This is a genomic window from Microbacterium marinum (genome assembly GCF_014204835.1).
GTDB lineage: Bacteria > Actinomycetota > Actinomycetes > Actinomycetales > Microbacteriaceae > Microbacterium > Microbacterium marinum.
In genome coordinates this window covers 375,149-395,260 of sequence record NZ_JACHMD010000001.1, presented here as the reverse complement: position 1 = coordinate 395,260, position 20,112 = coordinate 375,149, and the positions used below count along the sequence as shown (strand labels likewise).

16 protein-coding genes and 2 pseudogenes are annotated in these 20,112 nt (G+C 68.5%); 10 read left to right on the top strand and 8 right to left on the bottom strand.

Annotation, left to right across the window (positions count from 1 at the left end; all coding sequences use genetic code 11):
- Positions 1-60 precede the first annotated feature (60 nt).
- The 6 genes from BKA24_RS01950 (at position 61) to BKA24_RS01925 (ending at position 6,687) form a co-directional block, all read left to right on the top strand.
- Complete coding sequence (locus BKA24_RS01950) at positions 61-1,782, top strand: nitrite/sulfite reductase (RefSeq protein WP_184214594.1); 1,722 nt, start codon at positions 61-63, stop codon at positions 1,780-1,782.
- Positions 1,779-2,519, top strand: coding sequence for a phosphoadenylyl-sulfate reductase (locus BKA24_RS01945; protein WP_184214592.1), 741 nt, complete (start codon positions 1,779-1,781; stop codon positions 2,517-2,519). The genes BKA24_RS01950 and BKA24_RS01945 overlap by 4 nt, the downstream gene beginning before the upstream one ends.
- Positions 2,516-3,433 carry a sulfate adenylyltransferase subunit CysD gene (gene cysD, locus BKA24_RS01940; protein ID WP_246366977.1) on the top strand — a complete coding sequence of 306 codons (918 nt, stop codon included), beginning with the start codon at positions 2,516-2,518 and terminating at the stop codon, positions 3,431-3,433. The genes BKA24_RS01945 and cysD overlap by 4 nt, the downstream gene beginning before the upstream one ends.
- A complete protein-coding gene (locus BKA24_RS01935; protein ID WP_184214588.1) occupies positions 3,433-4,731 on the top strand; it encodes a sulfate adenylyltransferase subunit 1 in 1,299 nt (432 codons plus the stop codon). Before cysD ends, BKA24_RS01935 begins: the two co-directional genes overlap by 1 nt.
- A 100-nt stretch (positions 4,732-4,831) precedes the next feature.
- Positions 4,832-5,854, top strand: a complete 1,023-nt coding sequence (locus tag BKA24_RS01930) for an ABC transporter substrate-binding protein (protein ID WP_184220295.1) — start codon at positions 4,832-4,834, stop codon at positions 5,852-5,854.
- Positions 5,851-6,687: an ABC transporter ATP-binding protein gene (locus BKA24_RS01925; RefSeq protein WP_184214586.1), complete on the top strand. Its 837-nt coding sequence runs from the start codon at positions 5,851-5,853 to the stop codon at positions 6,685-6,687. The genes BKA24_RS01930 and BKA24_RS01925 overlap by 4 nt, the downstream gene beginning before the upstream one ends.
- A gap of 345 nt (positions 6,688-7,032) precedes the next feature.
- On the opposite strand, the pseudogene BKA24_RS15990 reads toward BKA24_RS01925, so the two are convergent.
- The 4 genes and pseudogenes from BKA24_RS15990 to BKA24_RS01905 form a co-directional block, all read right to left on the bottom strand.
- Positions 7,033-7,260 (bottom strand): annotated as a pseudogene (locus BKA24_RS15990) (class I SAM-dependent methyltransferase); the annotation flags it as partial.
- 503 nt (positions 7,261-7,763) lie between these two features.
- Positions 7,764-8,939 (bottom strand): thiolase family protein, encoded by a 1,176-nt coding sequence (locus tag BKA24_RS01915; RefSeq protein ID WP_005055005.1) that lies wholly within the window; start codon positions 8,937-8,939, stop codon positions 7,764-7,766.
- A 30-nt stretch (positions 8,940-8,969) separates the two neighbouring features.
- Positions 8,970-10,172, bottom strand: coding sequence for an acyl-CoA dehydrogenase family protein (locus tag BKA24_RS01910; RefSeq protein ID WP_005055001.1), 1,203 nt, complete (start codon positions 10,170-10,172; stop codon positions 8,970-8,972).
- A 1-nt stretch (position 10,173) separates the two neighbouring features.
- Positions 10,174-11,445: a CaiB/BaiF CoA transferase family protein gene (locus tag BKA24_RS01905; protein ID WP_230005329.1), complete on the bottom strand. Its 1,272-nt coding sequence runs from the start codon at positions 11,443-11,445 to the stop codon at positions 10,174-10,176.
- Positions 11,446-11,651: 206 nt separating this feature from the next.
- Here BKA24_RS01905 and BKA24_RS01900 point away from each other — a divergent pair.
- From BKA24_RS01900 to BKA24_RS01890, 3 genes and pseudogenes are all read left to right on the top strand, one after another.
- A pseudogene (locus BKA24_RS01900) lies at positions 11,652-12,406 on the top strand (SDR family NAD(P)-dependent oxidoreductase).
- A gap of 96 nt (positions 12,407-12,502) precedes the next feature.
- Positions 12,503-13,402 carry a LysR family transcriptional regulator gene (locus BKA24_RS01895; protein ID WP_005054995.1) on the top strand — a complete coding sequence of 300 codons (900 nt, stop codon included), beginning with the start codon at positions 12,503-12,505 and terminating at the stop codon, positions 13,400-13,402.
- A 102-nt stretch (positions 13,403-13,504) separates the two neighbouring features.
- Entirely contained in the window at positions 13,505-14,563 is a 1,059-nt protein-coding gene (locus BKA24_RS01890) for an alcohol dehydrogenase (protein ID WP_005054993.1), read from the top strand.
- Between the two features lie 28 nt (positions 14,564-14,591).
- Here BKA24_RS01890 and BKA24_RS01885 read toward each other — a convergent pair whose 3' ends face one another.
- A complete protein-coding gene (locus tag BKA24_RS01885; protein WP_005054991.1) occupies positions 14,592-15,440 on the bottom strand; it encodes a 3-hydroxyacyl-CoA dehydrogenase family protein in 849 nt (282 codons plus the stop codon).
- Positions 15,437-16,189 (bottom strand): enoyl-CoA hydratase/isomerase family protein, encoded by a 753-nt coding sequence (locus BKA24_RS01880; RefSeq protein WP_005054989.1) that lies wholly within the window; start codon positions 16,187-16,189, stop codon positions 15,437-15,439. The genes BKA24_RS01885 and BKA24_RS01880 overlap by 4 nt, the downstream gene beginning before the upstream one ends.
- Before the next feature lie 212 nt (positions 16,190-16,401).
- On the opposite strand from BKA24_RS01880, the gene BKA24_RS01875 reads away from it, so the two are divergent.
- Positions 16,402-17,772 (top strand): NAD-dependent succinate-semialdehyde dehydrogenase, encoded by a 1,371-nt coding sequence (locus BKA24_RS01875; RefSeq protein WP_005054987.1) that lies wholly within the window; start codon positions 16,402-16,404, stop codon positions 17,770-17,772.
- An 82-nt stretch (positions 17,773-17,854) separates the two neighbouring features.
- Here the strand turns inward: BKA24_RS01875 and BKA24_RS01870 are convergent, their stop codons facing one another.
- Together BKA24_RS01870 and BKA24_RS01865 are read right to left on the bottom strand one after the other, a co-directional pair.
- Positions 17,855-19,570 carry a helix-turn-helix domain-containing protein gene (locus BKA24_RS01870; RefSeq protein ID WP_005054985.1) on the bottom strand — a complete coding sequence of 572 codons (1,716 nt, stop codon included), beginning with the start codon at positions 19,568-19,570 and terminating at the stop codon, positions 17,855-17,857.
- Positions 19,571-19,639: 69 nt separating this feature from the next.
- Positions 19,640-20,095 (bottom strand): acyl-CoA thioesterase, encoded by a 456-nt coding sequence (locus BKA24_RS01865; RefSeq protein WP_230005328.1) that lies wholly within the window; start codon positions 20,093-20,095, stop codon positions 19,640-19,642.
- Between the last annotated feature and the right edge of the window lie 17 nt (positions 20,096-20,112).

Sequence of the window (20,112 nt, the reverse complement as noted above, 5' to 3'; positions counted from 1 at the left end):
GGTTCTTGAATCGCATCCATCTTTCTAGCTTGTTCCGAAGCCACCCAGGGAGCAGCACAGATGACGATCCAGCAGCCGACGCCGATCCGCGGCGCACGCACCCGCACGAACCGGGCGCCCACCAAGCCGCACGGACAATGGGCGGTCGACGGCAATGAGCCGTTGAACGCGAACGAGGAGTTCAAGCTCGACAACGGCGGCCTCAACGTGCGCGAGCGCATCGAGGGCATCTACGCGGCCGGCGGCTTCCGGAGCATCGACCCGACCGACCTGCACGGGCGCTTCCGCTGGTGGGGCCTGTACACGCAGCGCAAGCCGGGCATCGACGGTGGGCGCACCGCCCAGCTCGAGCCGCACGAGCTCGAGGACGAGTACTTCATGATGCGCGTGCGCATCGACGGCGGTCAGCTCACCACCGAGCAGCTGCGCGTGATCGGCGAGATCTCGACCGAGTTCGCCCGCGACACCGCCGACATCACCGACCGGCAGAACGTGCAGCTGCACTGGGTCGAGGTGCAGGACGTGCCCGAGATCTGGCGCCGCCTCGAGGCAGTCGGGCTCAGCACGACCGAGGCGTGCGGCGACGTGCCGCGCGTGATCCTCGGCTCGCCCGTCGCGGGCATCGCCGCCGACGAGCTCATCGACCCCACCCCGCAGATCCGCGAGATCGCCGACCGGTTCCTGGGCGATGAGACGCTGTCGAACCTGCCCCGCAAGTACAAGACCGCCATCACCGGGCACCCGAGCCAGGACGTGGTGCACGAGATCAACGACTGCGCCTTCGTCGCGGTCGAGCACCCCGAACTCGGCATCGGCTACGACCTGTGGGTCGGCGGCGCCCTGTCGGTCGTGCCCCGGCTCGGCGAGCGCCTCGGCGCCTTCGTGCCGCCCGAGCGCGTCGCCGAGGTGTGGCACGGGGTCACCCAGATCTTCCGCGACTACGGCTACCGGCGCCTGCGCAACAAGGCGCGGCTGAAGTTCCTGCTCGCCGACTGGGGCACCGAGAAGTTCCGGGCGGTGCTCGAGAACGAGTACCTCGAATCCCCGCTGCCCGACGGCCCCGCCGCCCCCAAGCCGAACAGCCTGGGCGACCACGTCGGCATCCACCGGCAGGAGGACGGCCGGTTCTTCGTCGGCGCCGCCCCGCTCGTCGGCCGCGTCTCGGGCAGCACCCTGACCGCACTGGCCGACCTCGCCGAGGCCCATGGATCGCAGCGCGTGCGCACCACCCCGCACCAGAAGCTGCTCGTGCTCGACATCGACGAGAGCCGCGTCGAGAGTCTCGTCGCCGGCCTCGACGCCCTCGGCCTGTCGGCGCGCCCGAGCCTGTTCCGCCGCGGCACGATCGCGTGCACCGGCATCGAGTTCTGCAAGCTCGCGATCGTCGAGACCAAGGTCAACGCGGCCCGCGCGATCGAGCAGCTGGAGGAGCGCCTCGGAGCCCTCGAGCCCGCGATCGGGCGGCCGATCACGCTGCACGTGAACGGATGCCCGAACTCGTGCGCGCGCATCCAGACCGCCGACATCGGGCTGAAGGGTCAGCTCGTGCTCATCGACGGGCAGCAGGTGCCCGGCTACCAGGTGCATCTCGGCGGCGGACTCGCGAACGTCGACCGTGAGGAGGCCGGACTCGGTCGTACCGTGCGCGGTCTGAAGGTGCCCGCCGACGGCATCGCCGACTACGCCGAGCGCGTCATCCGCCGCTACCTCGCCGATCGTGACGGCGTCGACGAGACCTTCGCGCAGTGGGCGCATCGGGCGGATGACGAGGCCCTGCAATGAGCACTCACGTCACGATCGGCTCCACCCGACGCTCGGCGGCCGAGCTCGAGGCACTCGCCGAGCGCGGCAACCGCGAGCTGCGCAGCCGACAGCCCGACGAGGCGAGCCCGGCCGAGGTGGTCGCGTGGGTGGCGGCGAACTTCGCCGTCCCGCAGGCCGCCGTCGCCTGCTCGATGGCCGATGCCGCCCTGCCGCACCTGGTGGCCGAGGGCCTTCCCGGTGTCGACGTGCTGTTCCTCGACACCGGGTACCACTTCGCCGAGACGACGTTCACCCGCAACGAGGTCGCTTCGCGGCTCGACGTGAACGTCGTCGACGTGAAGCCCGCGCAGAGCGTGCGGGAGCAGGATGCCGAATTCGGCGCCGACCTGTTCGCCCGGGACCCCGGGCTGTGCTGCGCACGACGCAAGGTCGAGCCGCTGCAGCGGGCGCTGGGCGGGTACGAGGTGTGGTTCACCGGAGTGCGCCGCGACGAGGCGCCCACCCGCGCCGAGACGGAGCTGGTCGTGTGGGACGCGCGCAATGGACTCGTGAAGGTGAACCCCGTCGCGGCGTGGAGCTTCGACGACCTCATCGACTACGCCACCGTGCACGAGGTGCCGGTGAACCCCCTGATCGCGAGCGGGTACCCGTCGATCGGATGCGCGCCGTGCACCCGGCCGGTCGCCCCCGGCGAAGACCCCCGATCCGGTCGCTGGGCCGGACTGACGAAGACAGAATGCGGGCTGCACGTATGAGCACTGTTGCCGACCCCACCACCGCCCTGAGCACGCTCGACCTGCTCGAGGCGGAGGGCATCCACATCATCCGCGAGGTCGTCGCGGAGTTCGAGCGCCCCGTGCTGCTGTTCTCGGGCGGCAAGGACTCGGTCGTGGTGCTGCACCTCGCCGCGAAGGCGTTCGCGCCGGGGCGGGTGCCGTTCCCCGTGCTGCACGTCGACACCGGCCACAACTTCCCCGAGGTCATCCGGTTCCGCGACGAGACAGTCGCGCGGCTCGGCATCGACCTCGAGGTCGCCCGTGTGCAGGACTACATCGACGACGGCCGGCTCGCCGAGCGCCCCGACGGCACGCGCAATCCGCTGCAGACCCAGCCGCTGCTCGACGCGATCGCGGCCGGTCGCCACGACGCCGTCTTCGGCGGCGCCCGCCGCGACGAGGACAAGGCGCGGGCGAAGGAGCGCATCATCTCGCTGCGCGACGAGTTCGGTCAGTGGGATCCGCGCAACCAGCGCCCCGAACTGTGGAGCCTGTACAACGGCCGCCACCTGCCGGGGCAGCACGTGCGCGCCTTCCCCATCTCGAACTGGACCGAGCTCGACATCTGGCGCTACATCGAGCGCGAGGACATCGCCCTGCCGCCGCTGTACTACGCCCACGAGCGCGAGGTGTTCCGTCGCTCGGGCATGTGGTGGGCGGTCGGCGAGTTCTCGCAGCCGCGCGACAACGAGCAGGTGGTGCACCGCACCGTGCGCTACCGCACGGTCGGCGACATGAGCTGCACCGGTGCGGTCGAGTCGGATGCCGCCGACACGGCCGCCATCGTCGACGAAGTCGCCCGCACCACCCTCACGGAGCGCGGTGCGACCAGAGCCGATGACCGCATCAGCGAGGCCGCCATGGAGGACCGCAAGAAGGACGGATACTTCTGATGAGCACGACACTGTTCCGGTTCGCGACCGCGGGTTCGGTCGACGACGGCAAGTCCACCCTGGTGGGCCGGCTGCTGCACGATGCGAAGGCGATCCTCGCCGACCAGCTCGATCAGGTCGCCGCGACCTCGCGGGCCCGCGGCTTCGCGCACGGCGGGTTCGACTTCGCGCTGCTCACCGACGGCCTGCGCGCCGACCGCGAGCAGGGCATCACGATCGACGTCGCATACCGCTACTTCGCGACCGACCGGCGCAGCTTCATCCTCGCCGACTGCCCCGGTCACGTGCAGTACACCCGCAACATGGTCACCGGTGCCGCCACGGCCGATGCCGTAGTGGTGCTGGTGGATGCCCGCAAGGGCGTCGTCGAGCAGACCCGGCGTCACCTGGCCGTGGCGTCGCTGCTGCGGGTGCCGCACGTGATCGTCGCGGTGAACAAGATCGACCTCACCGGCTTCGACGAGCAGGTCTATGTCGACATCGAGCTCGAGGCGCTGCGCGTGGCGGACGAACTGGGCATCAGTGCGGTGCGCGTGCTGCCCGTCTCCGCGCTCGAGGGCGACAACATCGTCGACAGGTCGGAGCGCACCCCGTGGTACCGCGGCGAGACGCTCTTCGAGCTGCTCGAGACGCTGCCCGTGCGCGCCGACGTCGACGAGCCGCTGCGTCTGCCGGTGCAGCTCGTGCTACGCCCGCAGGGCGGTCTCTCGCCCGAGATCCCTGACGAGGAGGCCGAGCGGCTGCGTGACTTCCGCGGCTTCGCCGGTCGCGTCGCCGCGGGCGCCGTCTCGGTCGGCGATCGCGTGCAGGTGCTGCCTTCGGGCCGAGCCACCGAGGTCACCGGCGTGCACGTCGCGGGTGCCGACATCGGCACGGCCGCGGTGCGCCAGTCGGTCACGCTCACCCTGGCCGATGAGATCGATGCCGCCCGCGGTGCGCTGATCGTCGCCGAGGGCTCGGCTCCCGAGCTGCGTCGGGACGCCGTGGTCGAGCTCTTCCAGCTCGACGCGCGCGCCACCGCCTCGGGCGCCCGGGTGCTCGTGAAGCACGGCACCGCGACCGTGCAGGCGATCGTCGCCGAGGTGCTCACCCGCCGCGACCTCGAGACGTTCGCCCACGCCGATCTGACCGCGCAGCCCGAGGCGTCGCTCGCCGAGAACGAGATCGGTCGGGTGCGGCTGCGTCTGGCATCCGATCTGCCCCTCGAGCCGTACGCCCGCAGCCGCGAAGGCGGCTCGCTGCTGCTCATCCATCCCGCCGACGGCGCGACGCTCGCCGCCGGCACCGTCATCGACTGACCCGACCCCGCATCACCGAACCGCAGCACGAGCCTAAGGAGGCGAAACCGTGAACTTCACCCGCAGGAACAGGACATTCACCGCACTGGGAGCCCTCGCCATGGGATTCTCCGCTCTGGCGCTCACGGGCTGCGCCCCGGCATCCGGCGCCGCGATCGAGCCGGTGACCGAGGTGCGCCTCGGCTACTTCGCCAACGTCACCCATGCGCCGGCTCTCGTCGGGCTGTCGGAGGGGCTGATCCAGGATGCCCTGGGCGACGTCGCGCTGCAGACCGAGGTGTTCAACGCCGGCGCCGCTGCGATCGAAGCGCTCTCGGCCGGGGCGATCGACGCGACCTACATCGGTCCGAACCCCGCCATCAACACCTTCATCCAGTCCGGCGGCGCCTCGGCGCACATCATCGCCGGAGCCACCTCGGGCGGGGCTGCACTCGTCGTCCGCGACGGAATCGACACCCCCGACGACCTCGCCAGCAGCACGATCGCGACCCCGCAGCTCGGCAACACGCAGGATGTGGCGCTGCGCAGCTGGCTCGCCGACGAGGGATACGAGACCTCTGTCGCGGGCGACGGCGACGTGAACGTCACCCCCACCGAGAACGCTCAGACGCTGACGCTGTTCCAGGACGGCAAGATCGACGGCGCGTGGCTTCCCGAGCCGTGGGTCTCGCGGCTGGTCGTCGAGGCCGGCGCCCACGTGCTGGTCGACGAGGCCGACCTGTGGCCGGACGGTGACTTCCCCACCACCGTGCTGCTGGTGCGCGCCGAGTTCGCCGACCAGCATCCGGAGGTCGTCGACGAGCTGCTGAAGGGCCACATCGCCGCGGTGGAGTGGCTCGACGAGAACGCCGACGAGGCGCCGTCGGTGATCAACGCGGCGCTCGACGACGCCACCGGCAAGACCCTCGACGACGCGGTTCTCGCCCGCGCGCTCGAGAACGTGACGTTCACCGTCGATCCGGCAGCCGCCACATTCGAGACCCTGGTGGACCACGGCCTCGCCGCGGGCACGCAGAAGAAGGGCTCGATCGACGGGCTCTTCGATCTGCGGGCGCTGAACGCACTGCTCGAGAAGTCGGGCGCCGAGACCGTCTCGGCCGCCGGGCTCGGTGCCGACCGATGACCCGCGACGACACGCTGGCCCGCCCGCTGACGGCGACAGCGCCCCTCTCCCCCAGCTTCGACGGTGTCGCGCCGCTGGCACCGCCGGCGCCCGTCGTCGAACCCGCCGTGCGCATCTCGCACGTCACCAAGCGCTACGGCTCGGGGCCGGTGGTTCTCGACGAGGTGTCGCTCGACATCGCGCCCGGAGAGTTCGTGTGCCTGCTCGGAGCATCCGGCTGCGGCAAGTCGACCCTGCTGAACCTCATCGCCGGGCTCGAGCCGCTCACCTCGGGCGAGCTCACGACCCCCGCATCCGGCGCGGCTGTGATGTTCCAGGAGTCCGCGCTGATGCCGTGGCTCACCGCCCGCAGAAACGTCGAGCTGACGCTGCGGCTGCGCGGGATGCCTCGTGCCGAGCGCCATGCCGAGGCCGAGCGGCTGCTTCGCACCGTCAATCTGGCCGAGGCGGCCGACAAGCGCCCGCACGAGCTGTCGGGCGGGATGCGCCAGCGCGTGGCGCTCGCCCGCGCCCTCGCGCAGAACCGCTCGGTGCTGCTCATGGACGAGCCGTTCGCCGCACTCGACGCCATCACCCGCGACCTGCTGCACGAAGAGCTCGAGCGGGTGTGGCGCGCCACCGGCCGCACCATCGTCTTCGTCACCCACAACGTGCGCGAGGCCGCACGGCTCGGTCAGCGGGTGATCCTGCTCTCCAGCCGCCCCGGCCGCATCGCCGGCGAGTGGCGCATCAAGACCACCGCGGGCAGGCGCATCGAGTCGCCCGAGGTCGCGGCCCTCGCCGCCGAGATCACCGCCGAGCTGCGGAAGGAGATCGCCCGCAATGCCCAGTGAACCGACCGCGGCCCTCGTCCTGCCAAGCCCCATCTCGGCCGGCGAGGATCTCGACACGCTCTCCGCCGGACTCGACCGCCTGCAGTCGGATGCGGCCGAGCGCCCGCCGTTCGTGCGCGACCTGCTGGGCAAGATCGTGCCGCCAATCGCGCTGCTGCTCGTGCTGATCGGGGTCTGGCAGCTGTACATCGTCATCGCGAACCCGCGCCCCGACAAGGCGCCGAGTCCCACGGCGGTCGCCGGAGCGTTCGGCGAGGCATGGGAGTCGGGCCGTCTGCAGGAGGCCGGAACGACCGCCTCGAACACGTCGCGCAGCAGTGCGGCTTCGTCGGTTGCGTATCCGATCGCCTGCAGCACAGTCACCACATCGAAACGCTCATCACCGATCGTCGCGCGGATGTCGTTGAGATCCCCTACCCGCAGCTTGACGTCGACATCGTGTGGAATCTCCGCGAACGCGTCGACGATGTCTAGTCCAACGACGCGAGCCCCTTGCTGAGCGAGCCAGACGGCTTTCGCCCCGCTGCCGCATCCCAGATCCAGGATCGACAAGCCCTCGACGCCTCCGATCATGCGTTGCTGTGCTGGCCACTCGATCAGCGCATCCAGCGATCCGCCCGAAGACCGAACCGACTCGTAGTCCGCAGCGATCCGCTGCCAGTCCTCGCTCGTCATGTTCCCGATGTTCTCAGAGCCCACTACCGCCTGTCGAAATGTCCAGATGGACATCGCGTGGACATTTCACCTGCGAAATGGACATCTCAGAAAAATCCCTACATCGGCGTTGTAGGTTCCCGCTCGAGATGGCGGATAACCCCAGGGATTCCACGCTAGTTGGCGGTGGTCCCGGACTCAGGATTCCACGGGAAATGGCGGATTCCTACACCGCTCTCTGACGCGCCGACCCTGTCTGGTCAGCGGCCTGTCACGGCGGCGAGAGCGCTGGAGGTCACTGCAGCTGGCCGAGCTCGAGCATCTCACCGTCGAGGAAGAACGTCGGAGGGGAATGCTGAAGCTTCGGTTGACTCTGGGACTGCCAATGACCCCACCACGAACGGATGCTCGCGGTCTCACTGTCACCGTTCCAGCACGACGGCGAGGCCTTGACCCACGCCGATGCAGATCGCCACGACGGCGACGCCGCCTCCGCGTCGCGCAAGCTCATGCGCGGCATGCCCGAGAATGCGGCCCCCCGAAGCGCCCAGCGGATGGCCGATGGCCAGCGCTCCGCCGTGGATGTTGACCCGCTCAGGATCAAGTTCAGGCCACCCGGCGACGCATGCGAGCGACTGTGAAGCGAACGCCTCGTTGAGCTCGACCACGTCGACATCGGCCCAGGACCGGCCGGCGCGTGCGAGCGCCTTGTTCGCCGCCTCGATCGGCGCGATCGGGAACAGATGCGGATCGACGCCATGCGCCCCGCGTCCCGCAATCCGCGCGAGTGGCTCGCCGGGCAGCGCACCCTCCGCGGCGATCAGAACGGCGGAAGCGCCGTCGTTGATCGGCGAGGAGTTGCCGGCGGTGACGGTGCCTTCGCCGTCGCGCGCGAACAGCGGAGTAAGCCCGGCGAGCTTGTCCACGGAAGTGTCGTCCCGGATGCCCTCGTCGCGTGCCAGGTCGGCCCCTGGCACGTGCACGATCTCGCCATCGTAGACCCCGTCAGCCCACGCTTTAGCTGCCAGCCGGTGAGAGCGCACGGCGAACTCGTCCTGGGCATCTCGGGAGATTCCCCACTCTCGGGCGATCTTCTCCGCCGATTCTCCATTGGAGATGGTCCACTGCTTCGGCAGCTTCGGGTTGGTCATCCGCCACCCGATGGAGGTGTTCCACAGTGTCTGGTTACCGACCGCCGGCCACGGCCTCGGCGACTTCTCCACGATGAACGGCGCCCGGCTCATCGACTCCACTCCGCCGGCGAGCACGAGACCGGCGTCGCCGGTCTCGACAGCGCGGGCGGCCTGGATCACCGCTTCCAGCGACGACGAGCAGAGTCGGTTGACGGTCACGCCGGTGACACTGGTGGGGAAGCCTGCCAGCAGCGCCCCGAAACGGGCGACGTCGCGGTTGTCCTCTCCTGCTTGGTTCGCATCGCCGAAGATCACGTCATCGATGCGCGCGGGGTCGAGGCCCATGCGCGCGACGGTCGCCTTCATGACGACTGCGGCGAGATCGTCGGGCCGGATGCCGCTGAGCGCGCCACCCGCCCGCCCGAAGGGGGTGCGGACAGCATCGTAGACAAAGCTCGCGGTCATGGCGGGCTCCCTTCCGTGGTCGGCCGAGGGTCAGGCGAACGCCGATATTCCGGTGATCTGGCGCCCGATGATGAGCGACTGGATGAAGTCGGTTCCCTCATACGTGTGGACGACTTCCATGTCGGTGAGGTGGCGGGCGACGTGGTTCTCCAGAAGGAGTCCGTTGCCGCCGAGGAGGTCACGGGCATCCCGGCAGAGTGCACGCGCGTGCTCGCCGGTGAACATCTTCGCGAGCGAGGCCTGTTCGTTCGTCAGTCGGCCTTCATCCTGCAGGGTGGCTGTGCGGAAGCAGAGCAGCTGCATCGCGGTGAGATCGGCGAGCATGTTGGCCAGCTTGTTCTGCACCAGCTGGTAGCTCGCGATGGGCTTGCCGAACTGGACGCGCTCCTGGACGTAGGCCGCTGCCGCCTCGTACGCGGCGAGTGCGTGCCCGAGCGCCTCCCACGCGACGGTGCTGCGGGTGCGATTGAGGATCGCGGAGACGTCCCGAAAGGAGCTCGACTTCGCGAGCTTGTTCCCGGCAGGGATCCGCAGTCCGGAGATCTCGATGTGCGCCTGCTGGATCGCGCGTTTGGCGATCTTCCCGGTGATCGCCTCGGCCTCATATCCGTCGGGGTATCCTCCATCGGCATTCTTCTCAAGGACGAATGCCTTCACCTTCGAGTCTGCGGTGTCGCGTGCCCAGATGATGACGATGTCGGCGACATGGCCGAGGCCGATCCACCGCTTGGCACCGTCGATCACATAGACGTCTCCTTCGCGGCGGGCTGTGGTTTCCAGCGCAACGGAGTCTGATCCGTGCTCGGGCTCGGTCAGCGCGAACGCGCCGAGCTTGCGGAGGGCTGCCATTTCGGGCAGCCAGCGCTGCTTCTGCTCGTCGTCGCCGAGCAGTGCGATGCTGCCCATCGCGAGTCCCGAGTGCACGGCATTGAGCGTGTTCACACTGCCGTCGCCGCGTGACAGTTCCATCGCGACGAGGCCGGTCTGCAGTCGGGTCAGTCCCGGGCAGCCGTAGCCCTGGATCGCGGTGCCCACGATCCCAAGCTCGCCCAGGGCGGGGAGGATCTGGTAGGGGAAGTCCGCCAACTCCCAGTGTTCGTTGATGACAGGGAGGACCTCGGAGTCCACGAATCCGCGCACACGTGTGATGAGGTTGCGGTCGTCGTCGCCGAGAAGATCGCCGATCTGGTAGAAGTCTGTGTCGACCGGGTGTGCTGTCGTCGTGATCGTCATCTTAGTGTCCCTCTTCCCGAATCGCCGGGACGGTGACCCGGCCGCCGACGTGGTCTTCATCGCCTTCCGCGTCTTGCAGCCACCGTCGGACCGCCTCGCCATCCTGGTCGAGTGCAGGAGGCGCGGTGCGGTAGGTCGCGGGGGTGCGGGAGAACGTGATCGGGTTGCGAATGGTGGGCACCGCCTGGTCGTCGGTGCCGGCCGGAACGCTCGGGTCCAGCCCGATCTTGGCGGCGAACTCGACGCCTCCGCGAACATCCAGGACCGGCGCGCATGGGACCTGCAACGGGCTGAGGATGTCGAACCATTCCCATGCGGTCTTGGACGCCAGCCGTGCTGTCAGCAACGGGCGCAGGGCGTCTCGGTGCGCGCTGCGGTCCGCATTGGACGCGAAGCGGGTGTCTGCGGCCAGCTGCGGCAGCCCGATGGTGTCGCAGAACGTGGCGAACTGCACATCGTTGCCGATCGCGAGGACCAGTTCCCCGTCACGGGTGGGGAACGGTGCGTAGGGGTAGATACTGGGGTGGTCGTTGGCCATCCGGGTAGGAGACTGCCCGCTGAGCAGGAACCCGCCGGTCTGGTTGACCATGCCCGACAGTGCGGAGGACAGCAGGTTCAGTTCGACGTGCTGTCCCTCTCCCGAACGCTGTCGGTGGTAAAGGGCGGAGGTGATCGCGATGCAGGTGTGCAATCCGGTGATCACATCGAACACCGCAACGCCCGCGCGGAATCCTTCCGCGTCCGGCGCGCCGGTCACGCTCATCAGTCCGGACAGTGCCTGTGCGAGCAGGTCGTAGCCGGCGAGCCCTGCGCCTCCCGCGGTGCCGAAGCCGGTGATCGACGCGTAGATCACATTGGGGTTCTCCCGCTTGACGGACTCGTAGTCCAGGCCGAATCGCCGGAGCCCGCTGGGTTTGAAGTTCTCTGTGACCACATCGGCTCTGGCCGCGAGACGCTGTGCGAGGACAAGGTCATCGGGGTTGCGGAAGTCCAGCACCACAGACTGCTTGTTCCTGTTGATGGAGAGGAAGTAGGTCGACTCGCCTCGGTACTCCGGTGGCCGGTAGCTGCGTGTCTCATCCCCCAGCGGGCTCTCCACCTTGATGACCGTCGCGCCGAGGTCCGCGAGCAGCATCGTGCAGTAAGGGCCGGCAAGTACCCGGCCGAAATCGGCGACTAGGAGGCCGTCGAAAGGGCCGCCGGGAACGTCCTGCACCGTCCGGTCATCCGGGAGCGAGCTCTTCATCATCGGGAACACCTCAGTCGTCGTCATGTCCATCCAGACTCCCAGCAGCCGTTTATGTCCGTCCAATACCTGATCGGACACGTATTGATGCTGTGATCTCATGAAACGAGGGGCTGTTCCAGAACGGCACACTCGAGACTCCCGTTTGGACATCACCCTGGGGAGCGTCGAGGCGACGGTGCCGACAGCGGCCTGCGCCTGGGCGTGATCAGCAATGAGGCTAAGGAGAACCCATGGGTAGCAGGCTTGCAGGCAAGGTCGCGATCGTCACCGGCGCGGCGAACGGGATGGGGCGCGCGCATGTGCGCCGCCTCGCCCAGGAAGGGGCGAGCGTCCTCGCCACCGACGTCGACTCCGCCGGGCTCGAGCAGACCGTCGCCGAAGCGAACAGTGACGGCGGACGGCCGTGGGGCTGGAGCAGGACGTCGCGATCGCGGCGAGGTGGGACGAGATCGTGGTAGAAGCCGAGCAGCGTTTCGGTCGGCTCGACATCCTGGTCAACAACGCGGGGGTGCTCATCCTCAAGCCCGTCGAGGAGACCACAGAGGAGGAGTGGGACCTCATCTTCCGCATCAATGCCAAGGGCGTCTTCCTCGGCACCAAGGCCGCGGCGCCTGCTCTGGTCCGCTCAGGCGGCGGATCGATCGTGAACATCTCGTCCATCTACGGCATCGTCGGCGCACCGAGCGCCGCCGCGTATGAGGCGTCAAAGGGCGCCGTCCGGCTGCTGACCAAGGCCAGCGCGGTGGACCTGGCCAAGTACGGCATCCGGGTGAACTCTGTGCATCCCGGTGTCATCGCCACCCCCATGACCACGGGGCTGCTGGCGACGCCGGAGTCGACGAAGGCCGTGCTGTCCACGACGATCCTCGACCGGCCCGGCCAGCCCGAGGAGGTCTCGAACGTCGTGCTCTTCCTCGCCTCGGACGAGGCTTCCTTCGTCACCGGCGCCGAGTATGTCGTGGATGGCGGCTATACCGCGCAGTGATCTCGGTCGGCCGGGGTCTGCGCGACCCCGGCCGACTCATCCAGACTTGTATGCCAATCCACCTTCCATCGGTACGGATTATGCAATAATCCCTGGATGGATCTGCAGCAGCTGCGCGCCTTCCTCGCCGTCGCCGAGGAACTGCACTTCGGGCGGGCAGCCGAGCGCCTGCATATGGCGCAGCCGCCGATCAGCCGCGGCATCCAGCAGCTGGAGCGGGAGTTGGGTGCGCGGCTGTTCGAGCGGAGCACCCGCAAGGTAACGCTGACCTCGGTGGGCGAGGCCCTCGTCGCCCCCGCCCAGGAGGTCCTGGACGCGCTGGACAGGGTGAGCAGGGTCGCCCGCGCAGCCGGAACGGGCGAGATCGGTCACGTCCGTCTGGCGTACGCGGGTGCGTCCTCCAACGTGATGGTCGGATTGCTCGCCCGAGCGGTCAACCAGAACCACCCGGGCATCCACCTCGAGCTGCTCAGCCAGCACTTCGCCCAACCGGCGATGCAGCTGCTCACCCGCGGCGACATCGACATCGCCCTCGGCAGGTGGGACCACATTCCCGCCGCCGTGCGCACCCGCGTGATCGCTGTCGAGGAACTCGTCATCGCCGTCCCGGAGACCCACCGTCTAGCCGACGCCGGTGCCGTGTCGATCGCGCAGTTCGAGGGTGAGCCGTTCGTGTCGCTCCAACCGCAGACCGGCACGTTGCTGCTGGAGCGGCTGCGACAGATGAGTAGAGCCGCCGGGTTCAACGCCGATGTCGTCCAGCACGCACCGGACTCGTGGACGCTGATGTCCCTCGTCTCCGCCGAGATCGGCTGCTCATTGACCCTGTCCTCGGTGATCGACAGCATCGCCGACCCGCACTTGCGCTTCCTGCGCCTGACCGACGACGTCGCACCTGTCGAGCTGCGGATGGCGTGGCTGCGCGACAGCGACGACCGTGCCTTGCACGCCGTGCTCCGGTTGTCCGAATCCGTCCTCCCGACGCCGCAGGACTAAGGGTCGCCAGGTATCAATCCGCCTGCCATTTGGTATTGGAGAGAATCAGAACGAAGTGGAAGCGTGGAGTCCACTGTGCGTATATCAACGGCGAGGACAACCATGCACGCGTTCGCGATCTTCCAAGACGACCACACCGTGACCGATGTGGAACTGCCGACACCAACGCCCGAGGGCACCGAAGTGCTCCTCCGCGTTGTTCGCTCCGGGGTGTGCCACACCGACATGCACCTGCGTGAGGGGTACTACGATCTCGGCAGCCGGGGGCGTCTGAATCTGATCGACCGGGGCGTCACCTACCCGCTTGTCCTCGGCCATGAGGTCGTCGGCGTCGTCGAAGCGGCCGGCCCCGACGCCGACGGGGTCTCGCCGGGTGAGCATCGCCTTGTCTACCCATGGATCGGCGACGGCTCCTGCGACGCATGCCAGGCAGGTCACGAGAACCTGTGCCCCTCGCCCCGTAACCTCGGCGTCGCCCGCCACGGCGGGTATGCCGAGTTTATCCTCGTCCCGCACCCCCGTTACCTCCTCGACGTCACCGGGATCGAAGAGCGGTGGGCCGCAACTCTCGCCTGCTCCGGCCTGACCGCCTACAGTGCCGCGCGCAAGGCCCTTCCGGCCACCGCGTCCGATCCGGTCGTGGTAATAGGCGCCGGCGGTGTCGGGTTGATGGCGATCGCCACGCTGCGCGCGCTCGGCCACGAAGCAGTCCTCGCGGTGGACCTGCAGGAGCGCAATCTGGAACTGGCGCGGCAGCTCGGAGCGACCACGACGATCTCCGCCCGCCAGGAAGACCTTGCCGCCGCCATCGTCGCCGGCGCCGGTGGGCCGGTCGCGGCGATCGTGGACTTCGTCAACAACTCCACAACAGCTCCCGCTGCGTTCGCCGCGCTCCGCAAGGGCGGAACGATGGTTCAGGTCGGGCTGTTCGGCGGAGAGCTGGTCATCCCCACCGCGTTGCTCACTCTGAAGATCATCACCATCCGCGGAAGCTTCGTCGGGTCCCTCGGCGAGCTCGAGGAGCTCGTCGGGCTCGCGCGGCGCGGCGCGCTCCCGCATCTCCCGATCATCGACGGGGAGTTGTCTGCGACGGCGGTGCAGGATGCGCTGGACCGGCTCGCCGCGGGCGGCGTGCCCGGCCGGATCGTGCTCAGCGCGTGACCGCGCCGGGCGTCCAGCCGGCCACGACTCACGCGTAGTCGAAGAAGCCGCGTCCCGTCTTGCGTCCCAGCTCCCCGGCCGCGACCTTGTCGCGGAGGATCTGCGGCGGGGCGAACCGCTCGCCGAGCGTCTCATAGAGGTATTCGGCGATCCCGAGACGCACGTCCAGCCCGACAAGATCGGAGGTGCGCAACGGACCTGTCGCGTGACGGTATCCCAGCACCATCGCCGTGTCGATGTCCTCAGCGCTGGCCACCCCCTCTTCGAGCATCCGCATCGCTTCCAGCGCGATTGCCGCGCCCAGGCGGGAGCTCGCGAAGCCGGGCGCGTCGTTGACGACGATCGGGGTCTTCCCCAGCGATGTCACCCACTGCTCCGCCCGTTGCCGCAGGTCCGGGTCGGTCGACGGCGTCAGCACGATCTCGACGAGTGACGAGGGCGGCACCGGATTGAAGAAGTGCAGTCCGCACACGCGCTCCGGCCTCGCGAGCTGCGCCGCGAGCCTTGTCACCGACAACGATGAGGTATTCGTGGCCAGCCACGCCGACTCCTCCACGATCCCCTCTGCTCTCTGCATCGCCTCGACCTTGAGTGCGAATGTCTCTGGGACCGCTTCGATCACGAGCTCGGCATTCCGCAGCGCCTCGTAGTCGGCGCTGGCCGCGACGCGGCCGGCGATTGCGTCGACGTCGACCGAGGCATCCCGCTCCGCGGCCTTGCGGATCCCATCGGCCAACCGCGCGGCGGCCGCGCCCGCCGCTGCCGGGTCGCGTTCGATCACGGTGACCTGCGCGCCCGCCTGAGCGAATACCTGCGCGATACCGGCGCCCATGCGGCCGCCCCCGATCACGCCGACGGTGGAGGGAACAGTGATCATCGGGTCTCCTGAGAACGGTTGAGGAATCGGGTCATCAGCTGCGTCTTGGCGTCCGACTCGAACAGGATCGCCTGCGCGAGTTCGTCGACAAGGGGGTGGGCGTCCCGCGGCGCAGCGAGCACGCGCTTCGAGACGCGGAGGGCGAGCGGATCCTGGCCAGCGATCCGATCGGCGACGGTATCCGCCGCCGCCGCTAACTGGTCGGGTTCATGCACCGAGGCCACCAACCCACACCGCAGCGCCTCCTCGGCGTCCAGCCGGCGCCCCGTGAACAGGATCTCCTTGGCCAGCGGCTCCCCCACCAGCTCGGCGAGCCGCCAGGTCGCCCCGGCCGCGGCCAGGATTCCGATCGCCGTCTCGGGGTTGCCGAACACGGCGCGGGTGGACGCGATCCGGATGTCGGCCGCGTACGCGAGTTCCGCACCGCCCCCGATCGCGAACCCGTCGACCGCAGCGATCACCGGCATCGGCAGCCGCGCGATACGGATGAACAGCCCGGAGTTGATGCCGGCCAGCGCTTCGTCGCGGCCGCGCTCGAGCAGCTGCCGGATGTCTGCGCCAGCCGCGAACACACCCCGTTCGGGCGTAGAGGTTCCGGTGAGAATCAGGATGCGGGGCTCTCGCTCCAGGCTCGTGCATACCGCGTGAAGTTCGTCGACCATGTCGTCGTTGATCGCGTTTCGCACGTCAGGACGGTTCAGTTCGACGTGAAGCCGGTCCGCGCCCTCGCGGAGTATCAGAGTGGTCACCGTCCCAGCCTCCCATCACCGATCAATGCGCGTCCAATACCCGATCCACGTACATCTGATGCGCCATCGTCATCAATCTGGACCGGGATCAGTATTGGACGAACTCGGCCACGGCGCGACAGGCTGAGAGGGCAGTACCGCGCCAGACGACCGCCGATCTGGGCGGGCGTGGCCCGTGAGACGCACGACAGCAATGAAGCGAGGAGACCACGATGGGTGCATACCGGACCATCAACCCAGCCACCGGTCAGACGGTCGCCGAGTACGCCGTGATCGGCGATGCGGACGTGGCCGACATCGTCGCCCGCTCGCACACGGCCTACCGCAAGTACCGGGAGCTGCCGCTCGCCGAACGGACGGGGATCCTGGCACGCGCGGCGCAGCTGCACCGGGACCGCATTGATGAACTGAGCGCGCTGCTGACACTCGAGGTCGGCAAACCCGTCACGCAGGCCCGCGGGGAAGTCGAGCTGGTCGCCTCGATCTACCAGTACTACGCCGACCACGCCGAAGCGTTCCTCGCCGACGAGACCCTCGACATCGTCGGCGGAGGGGAAGCGCTCGTCCGCACCGAGCCGATCGGGCCGCTGTTGGGGATCATGCCGTGGAACTTCCCCTACTACCAGGTGGCCCGGTTTGTCGCCCCCAACCTCGCACTGGGCAACACGATCATCCTCAAACACGCCCGCAACTGCCCGCAGTCCGCCCTCGCCATCGAACGCGTGCTCCACGACGCCGCGCTTCCAGCCGACGCGTACATCAACGCGTTCGTAGACAGCCGCCAGATTGCCGGCATCATCGCCGACCCGCGCGTGCAAGGGGTGTCGCTGACCGGCTCCGAGAAGGCGGGCTCGGCTGTCGGCGAGGTGGCCGGCAGGCACATGAAAAAGGTCGTCCTCGAGCTGGGCGGCTCGGACCCGTTCATCGTCCTAGAGGATGCTGACGTCGACGCGGCCGTGGCAGCCGGCGTACGCGGCCGCATCGCCAACGGCGGCCAGGCGTGCACGGCATCCAAGCGGTTCATTGTCGTGGATGCCGTCTACGACGAGTTCTCTCGGAAGTTCATCGACGCGATCACGAAGATCATCCCCGACGACCCCACGGACCCCGACACGTTCCTCGGCCCGTTGGCGTCCGCGGATGCCGGAGATGAGCTCGAGGAGCTCGTCGAGGACGCGGTCGCCAAGGGCGCCACCCTGCACATCGCCCCCGGTGCACGCCGAGAGGGCGCCTTCTACCCGCCCAGCGTGCTCACCGGGGTCACCCCGCTGATGCGAGCCTACGAGGAGGAGCTGTTCGGACCGACCGCGGTCGTGTACCGGGTGCCCTCCCCGCAGGCCGCGGTCGCCCTGGCCAACGAGTCGCCCTTCGGGCTGTCCAGCAGCGTCTTCACGCAGGATCCTCTGGCAGCCGCGCAGATCGCCCGCGAACTGGAGGTCGGGATGGTGTGGATCAACAGCACCAGCCGCAGCGCACCGGACCTCCCCTTCGGCGGCGTGAAGCGCTCCGGCGTCGGACGCGAACTCGCCCGGTACGGCATGGACGAGTTCGCGAACAAGAAGCTCATCCGAACCCCCGCCTGATATCCCCGTGTAACGCCTCCGCCGCGCCGAGTACGCAACTGCGAATCCAGGCCTCCCTGGTCGGCAGGCGGGGGCGCTGTTTTCAGGAGATCAGGGTGTTCTGCCCGTCGAAACCGTACGCGCGCAGTTTCCGGTACAGCGTCGTGCGCCCGATACCGAGGATCTCCGCTGCACGCGAACGGTTTCCGTCCGCCTCCCGCAGCGCCGCATCGATCGCCCGGTACTCGGATGCGGCGATGCCGCGCAGCTGGCGGGCACGTGTGCGCATCTCGGCGGGCAGAAGGTCGACGTCCAGGACGGTGCCGCCGGGACGCTGCACCACCATCGCGGCAATCAGAACCCGCAGCTCCGAGGCGCCACCACGCCAATCCCACCGGGAAAGCGCCTGCAGCACAGCAGGACTCAGTGTCACCGAGTACTCCTGAGCGAGTCTCACAGCCAGGCCGATGACACGGTCTGGGTCATCGCGCAGCGCAGGGAGATCGAGCCGCGGCCCTTGGCGGCCCAGGAAATCGACGACGACGCCAGTCAGGTCGTCTGCGACACAGAACACCACCCGGGCGGACCGGACGGGATCTGCCGCGCCAGCCAATTGCTGCAGGACCGGGAAGTCAACGTCGGTCAAAGACTCGACGCTGCAGACGACCACCGATGTACCTGTGCTCAGCGCCTGCACCGCCGTGGCCACGGCCCCCGGTTCCCGAAATGCCGGGGCGCCGATGACGACCGGGTCGTGGCGATCGCGTTCGCGCAGCCAGAGCTGGGCGAGAAGCGTCTTCCCACTGTCGCGCGGACCGTGGATCGCGATGCACCCGCTGCTGCGGCCGAGCACGTCGAGGTGCGCGGCAAGGCGGGAAAGCCGGGTGGGTTCCGGCGCTGCGGCCGGCTCGGACTCGGCAAGTTCCACGAGGTAGATGCTCTCCCCTGCCCGATTCACGATGCGGCGGGCAGTGCTCGGCCGATCCGCGAGCAAGACGGATGCGACATCCCCCTGCCAGTGGTGGGCCTGGAGCTCGTCCCACAGGGTCACGTGCCGCTCGGCCGAGAGCATCGGCAACGCGCCCGTCGAGGCGAGCACGCCGCCACGGCCGATGGCCAGCACACGGTGGCGGGCGGTACCGTCCGCGAACCGGGCCAGCAGCGCCTGCAGCTCCAGCGGTGCGGTGTTAAGCAGCGCGTCCTGGAGGTCACGAGCGGCCTGCTTCGCGATCGCGAGCATCGCGGGGTGGGACGCCCCGACGGGAGAGGCGAGGGCGAGCGAGCCGATGACCCGCCGCGAAAGAGGGTCGTGGATGGGGGCGCCAGCGCAGGCGAGGGTCTGCAGCCGGTCGTTGACGTGCTCGGCGCCGCGCACGAACACTGCGGATCTTTCCTCGATCGCCGTTCCGAGTCCGTTCGTGCCCAGCGCGGACTCCGAGAATTCGAATCCTTCGGCCGCGGACACCTTGTCGAGCCGTCTCGCGTGGCTCGGGTCGCCCACCTTTCGGGCGAGGATCCGTCCGGATCGGTCGCTGACCAGCAGCGCGACACGCATGTCCGCGAGTGATTCCGCCCATCGCGCCAGGACGATCTCAGCGGTGTCCTGAAAGCGTCCCGCCGGTTCGGAGAACGGGTGGTAGGCAGGAGTCGCCGTCGGATCGTAGCCGCCACCGGTGGTGAACGAGCGACGCCAACTGCGCTCGATCACCGGGGGGACGTTCAGTGTTCGGGGAGTGAGACCGTGCGCGCCGACGCCAGCTTCGAGAAGGCGTTCACGAGCCTGCCGCACGCTCGCGGCGGAATAGGTATCGGTGGACATAGCTGGGACCTCGCGTCACTGCAAGTGGTCCCACCCAGTATCCGCCTCCCTATTAGGACCCGCCAATACCTAGTCCGCTGTGGATCCATCCTCTGTGCGCATGAGTCCATGGTGGTGGGGAAGCCGGTCGCGTTCGTAGGTGATGTCGGTGTAGCCGTGAGGAATGGGCTGGCCGTGGTCGTCGAGGCCGACGAAGACGATCTTCTCGATCGTCAGAATGCGGTCACGGGTGATCATGTTGCGCACCTCGGCGCGCATCGTGAGGGAGGTGCGCCCGAACGCGGTGGCGCGCAGTCCCATCTCGATCAGGTCACCTTGTCGTGCGGAGCTGACGAAGTCGATCTCGGATATGTACTTGGTGACCGCCCGAGGGTTTCCGAGCTGGATGATGGCGTAAATCGCGGCCTCTTCATCGATCCAGCGCAGCAGGCTGCCGCCGAACAGGGTGCCGTACGCGTTCAGGTCCTCGGGACGGACCCAGCGGCGTGATCGGAAGGTGACGTCTTCTGACATGTTGTCGCTCATAGGACGACCGTAGGCCG

Coding starts and splice junctions, on each gene's coding strand:
- BKA24_RS01950 (WP_184214594.1), top strand. CDS start 61: ATGACGATCCAGCAGCCGACGCCGATCCGCGGCGCACGCACCCGCACG.
- BKA24_RS01945 (WP_184214592.1), top strand. CDS start 1,779: ATGAGCACTCACGTCACGATCGGCTCCACCCGACGCTCGGCGGCCGAG.
- cysD (WP_246366977.1), top strand. CDS start 2,516: ATGAGCACTGTTGCCGACCCCACCACCGCCCTGAGCACGCTCGACCTG.
- BKA24_RS01935 (WP_184214588.1), top strand. CDS start 3,433: ATGAGCACGACACTGTTCCGGTTCGCGACCGCGGGTTCGGTCGACGAC.
- BKA24_RS01930 (WP_184220295.1), top strand. CDS start 4,832: ATGGGATTCTCCGCTCTGGCGCTCACGGGCTGCGCCCCGGCATCCGGC.
- BKA24_RS01925 (WP_184214586.1), top strand. CDS start 5,851: ATGACCCGCGACGACACGCTGGCCCGCCCGCTGACGGCGACAGCGCCC.
- BKA24_RS01915 (WP_005055005.1), bottom strand. CDS start 8,939: ATGACCGCGAGCTTTGTCTACGATGCTGTCCGCACCCCCTTCGGGCGG.
- BKA24_RS01910 (WP_005055001.1), bottom strand. CDS start 10,172: ATGACGATCACGACGACAGCACACCCGGTCGACACAGACTTCTACCAG.
- BKA24_RS01905 (WP_230005329.1), bottom strand. CDS start 11,445: ATGACGACGACTGAGGTGTTCCCGATGATGAAGAGCTCGCTCCCGGAT.
- BKA24_RS01895 (WP_005054995.1), top strand. CDS start 12,503: ATGGATCTGCAGCAGCTGCGCGCCTTCCTCGCCGTCGCCGAGGAACTG.
- BKA24_RS01890 (WP_005054993.1), top strand. CDS start 13,505: ATGCACGCGTTCGCGATCTTCCAAGACGACCACACCGTGACCGATGTG.
- BKA24_RS01885 (WP_005054991.1), bottom strand. CDS start 15,440: ATGATCACTGTTCCCTCCACCGTCGGCGTGATCGGGGGCGGCCGCATG.
- BKA24_RS01875 (WP_005054987.1), top strand. CDS start 16,402: ATGGGTGCATACCGGACCATCAACCCAGCCACCGGTCAGACGGTCGCC.
- BKA24_RS01870 (WP_005054985.1), bottom strand. CDS start 19,570: ATGTCCACCGATACCTATTCCGCCGCGAGCGTGCGGCAGGCTCGTGAA.
- BKA24_RS01865 (WP_230005328.1), bottom strand. CDS start 20,095: ATGAGCGACAACATGTCAGAAGACGTCACCTTCCGATCACGCCGCTGG.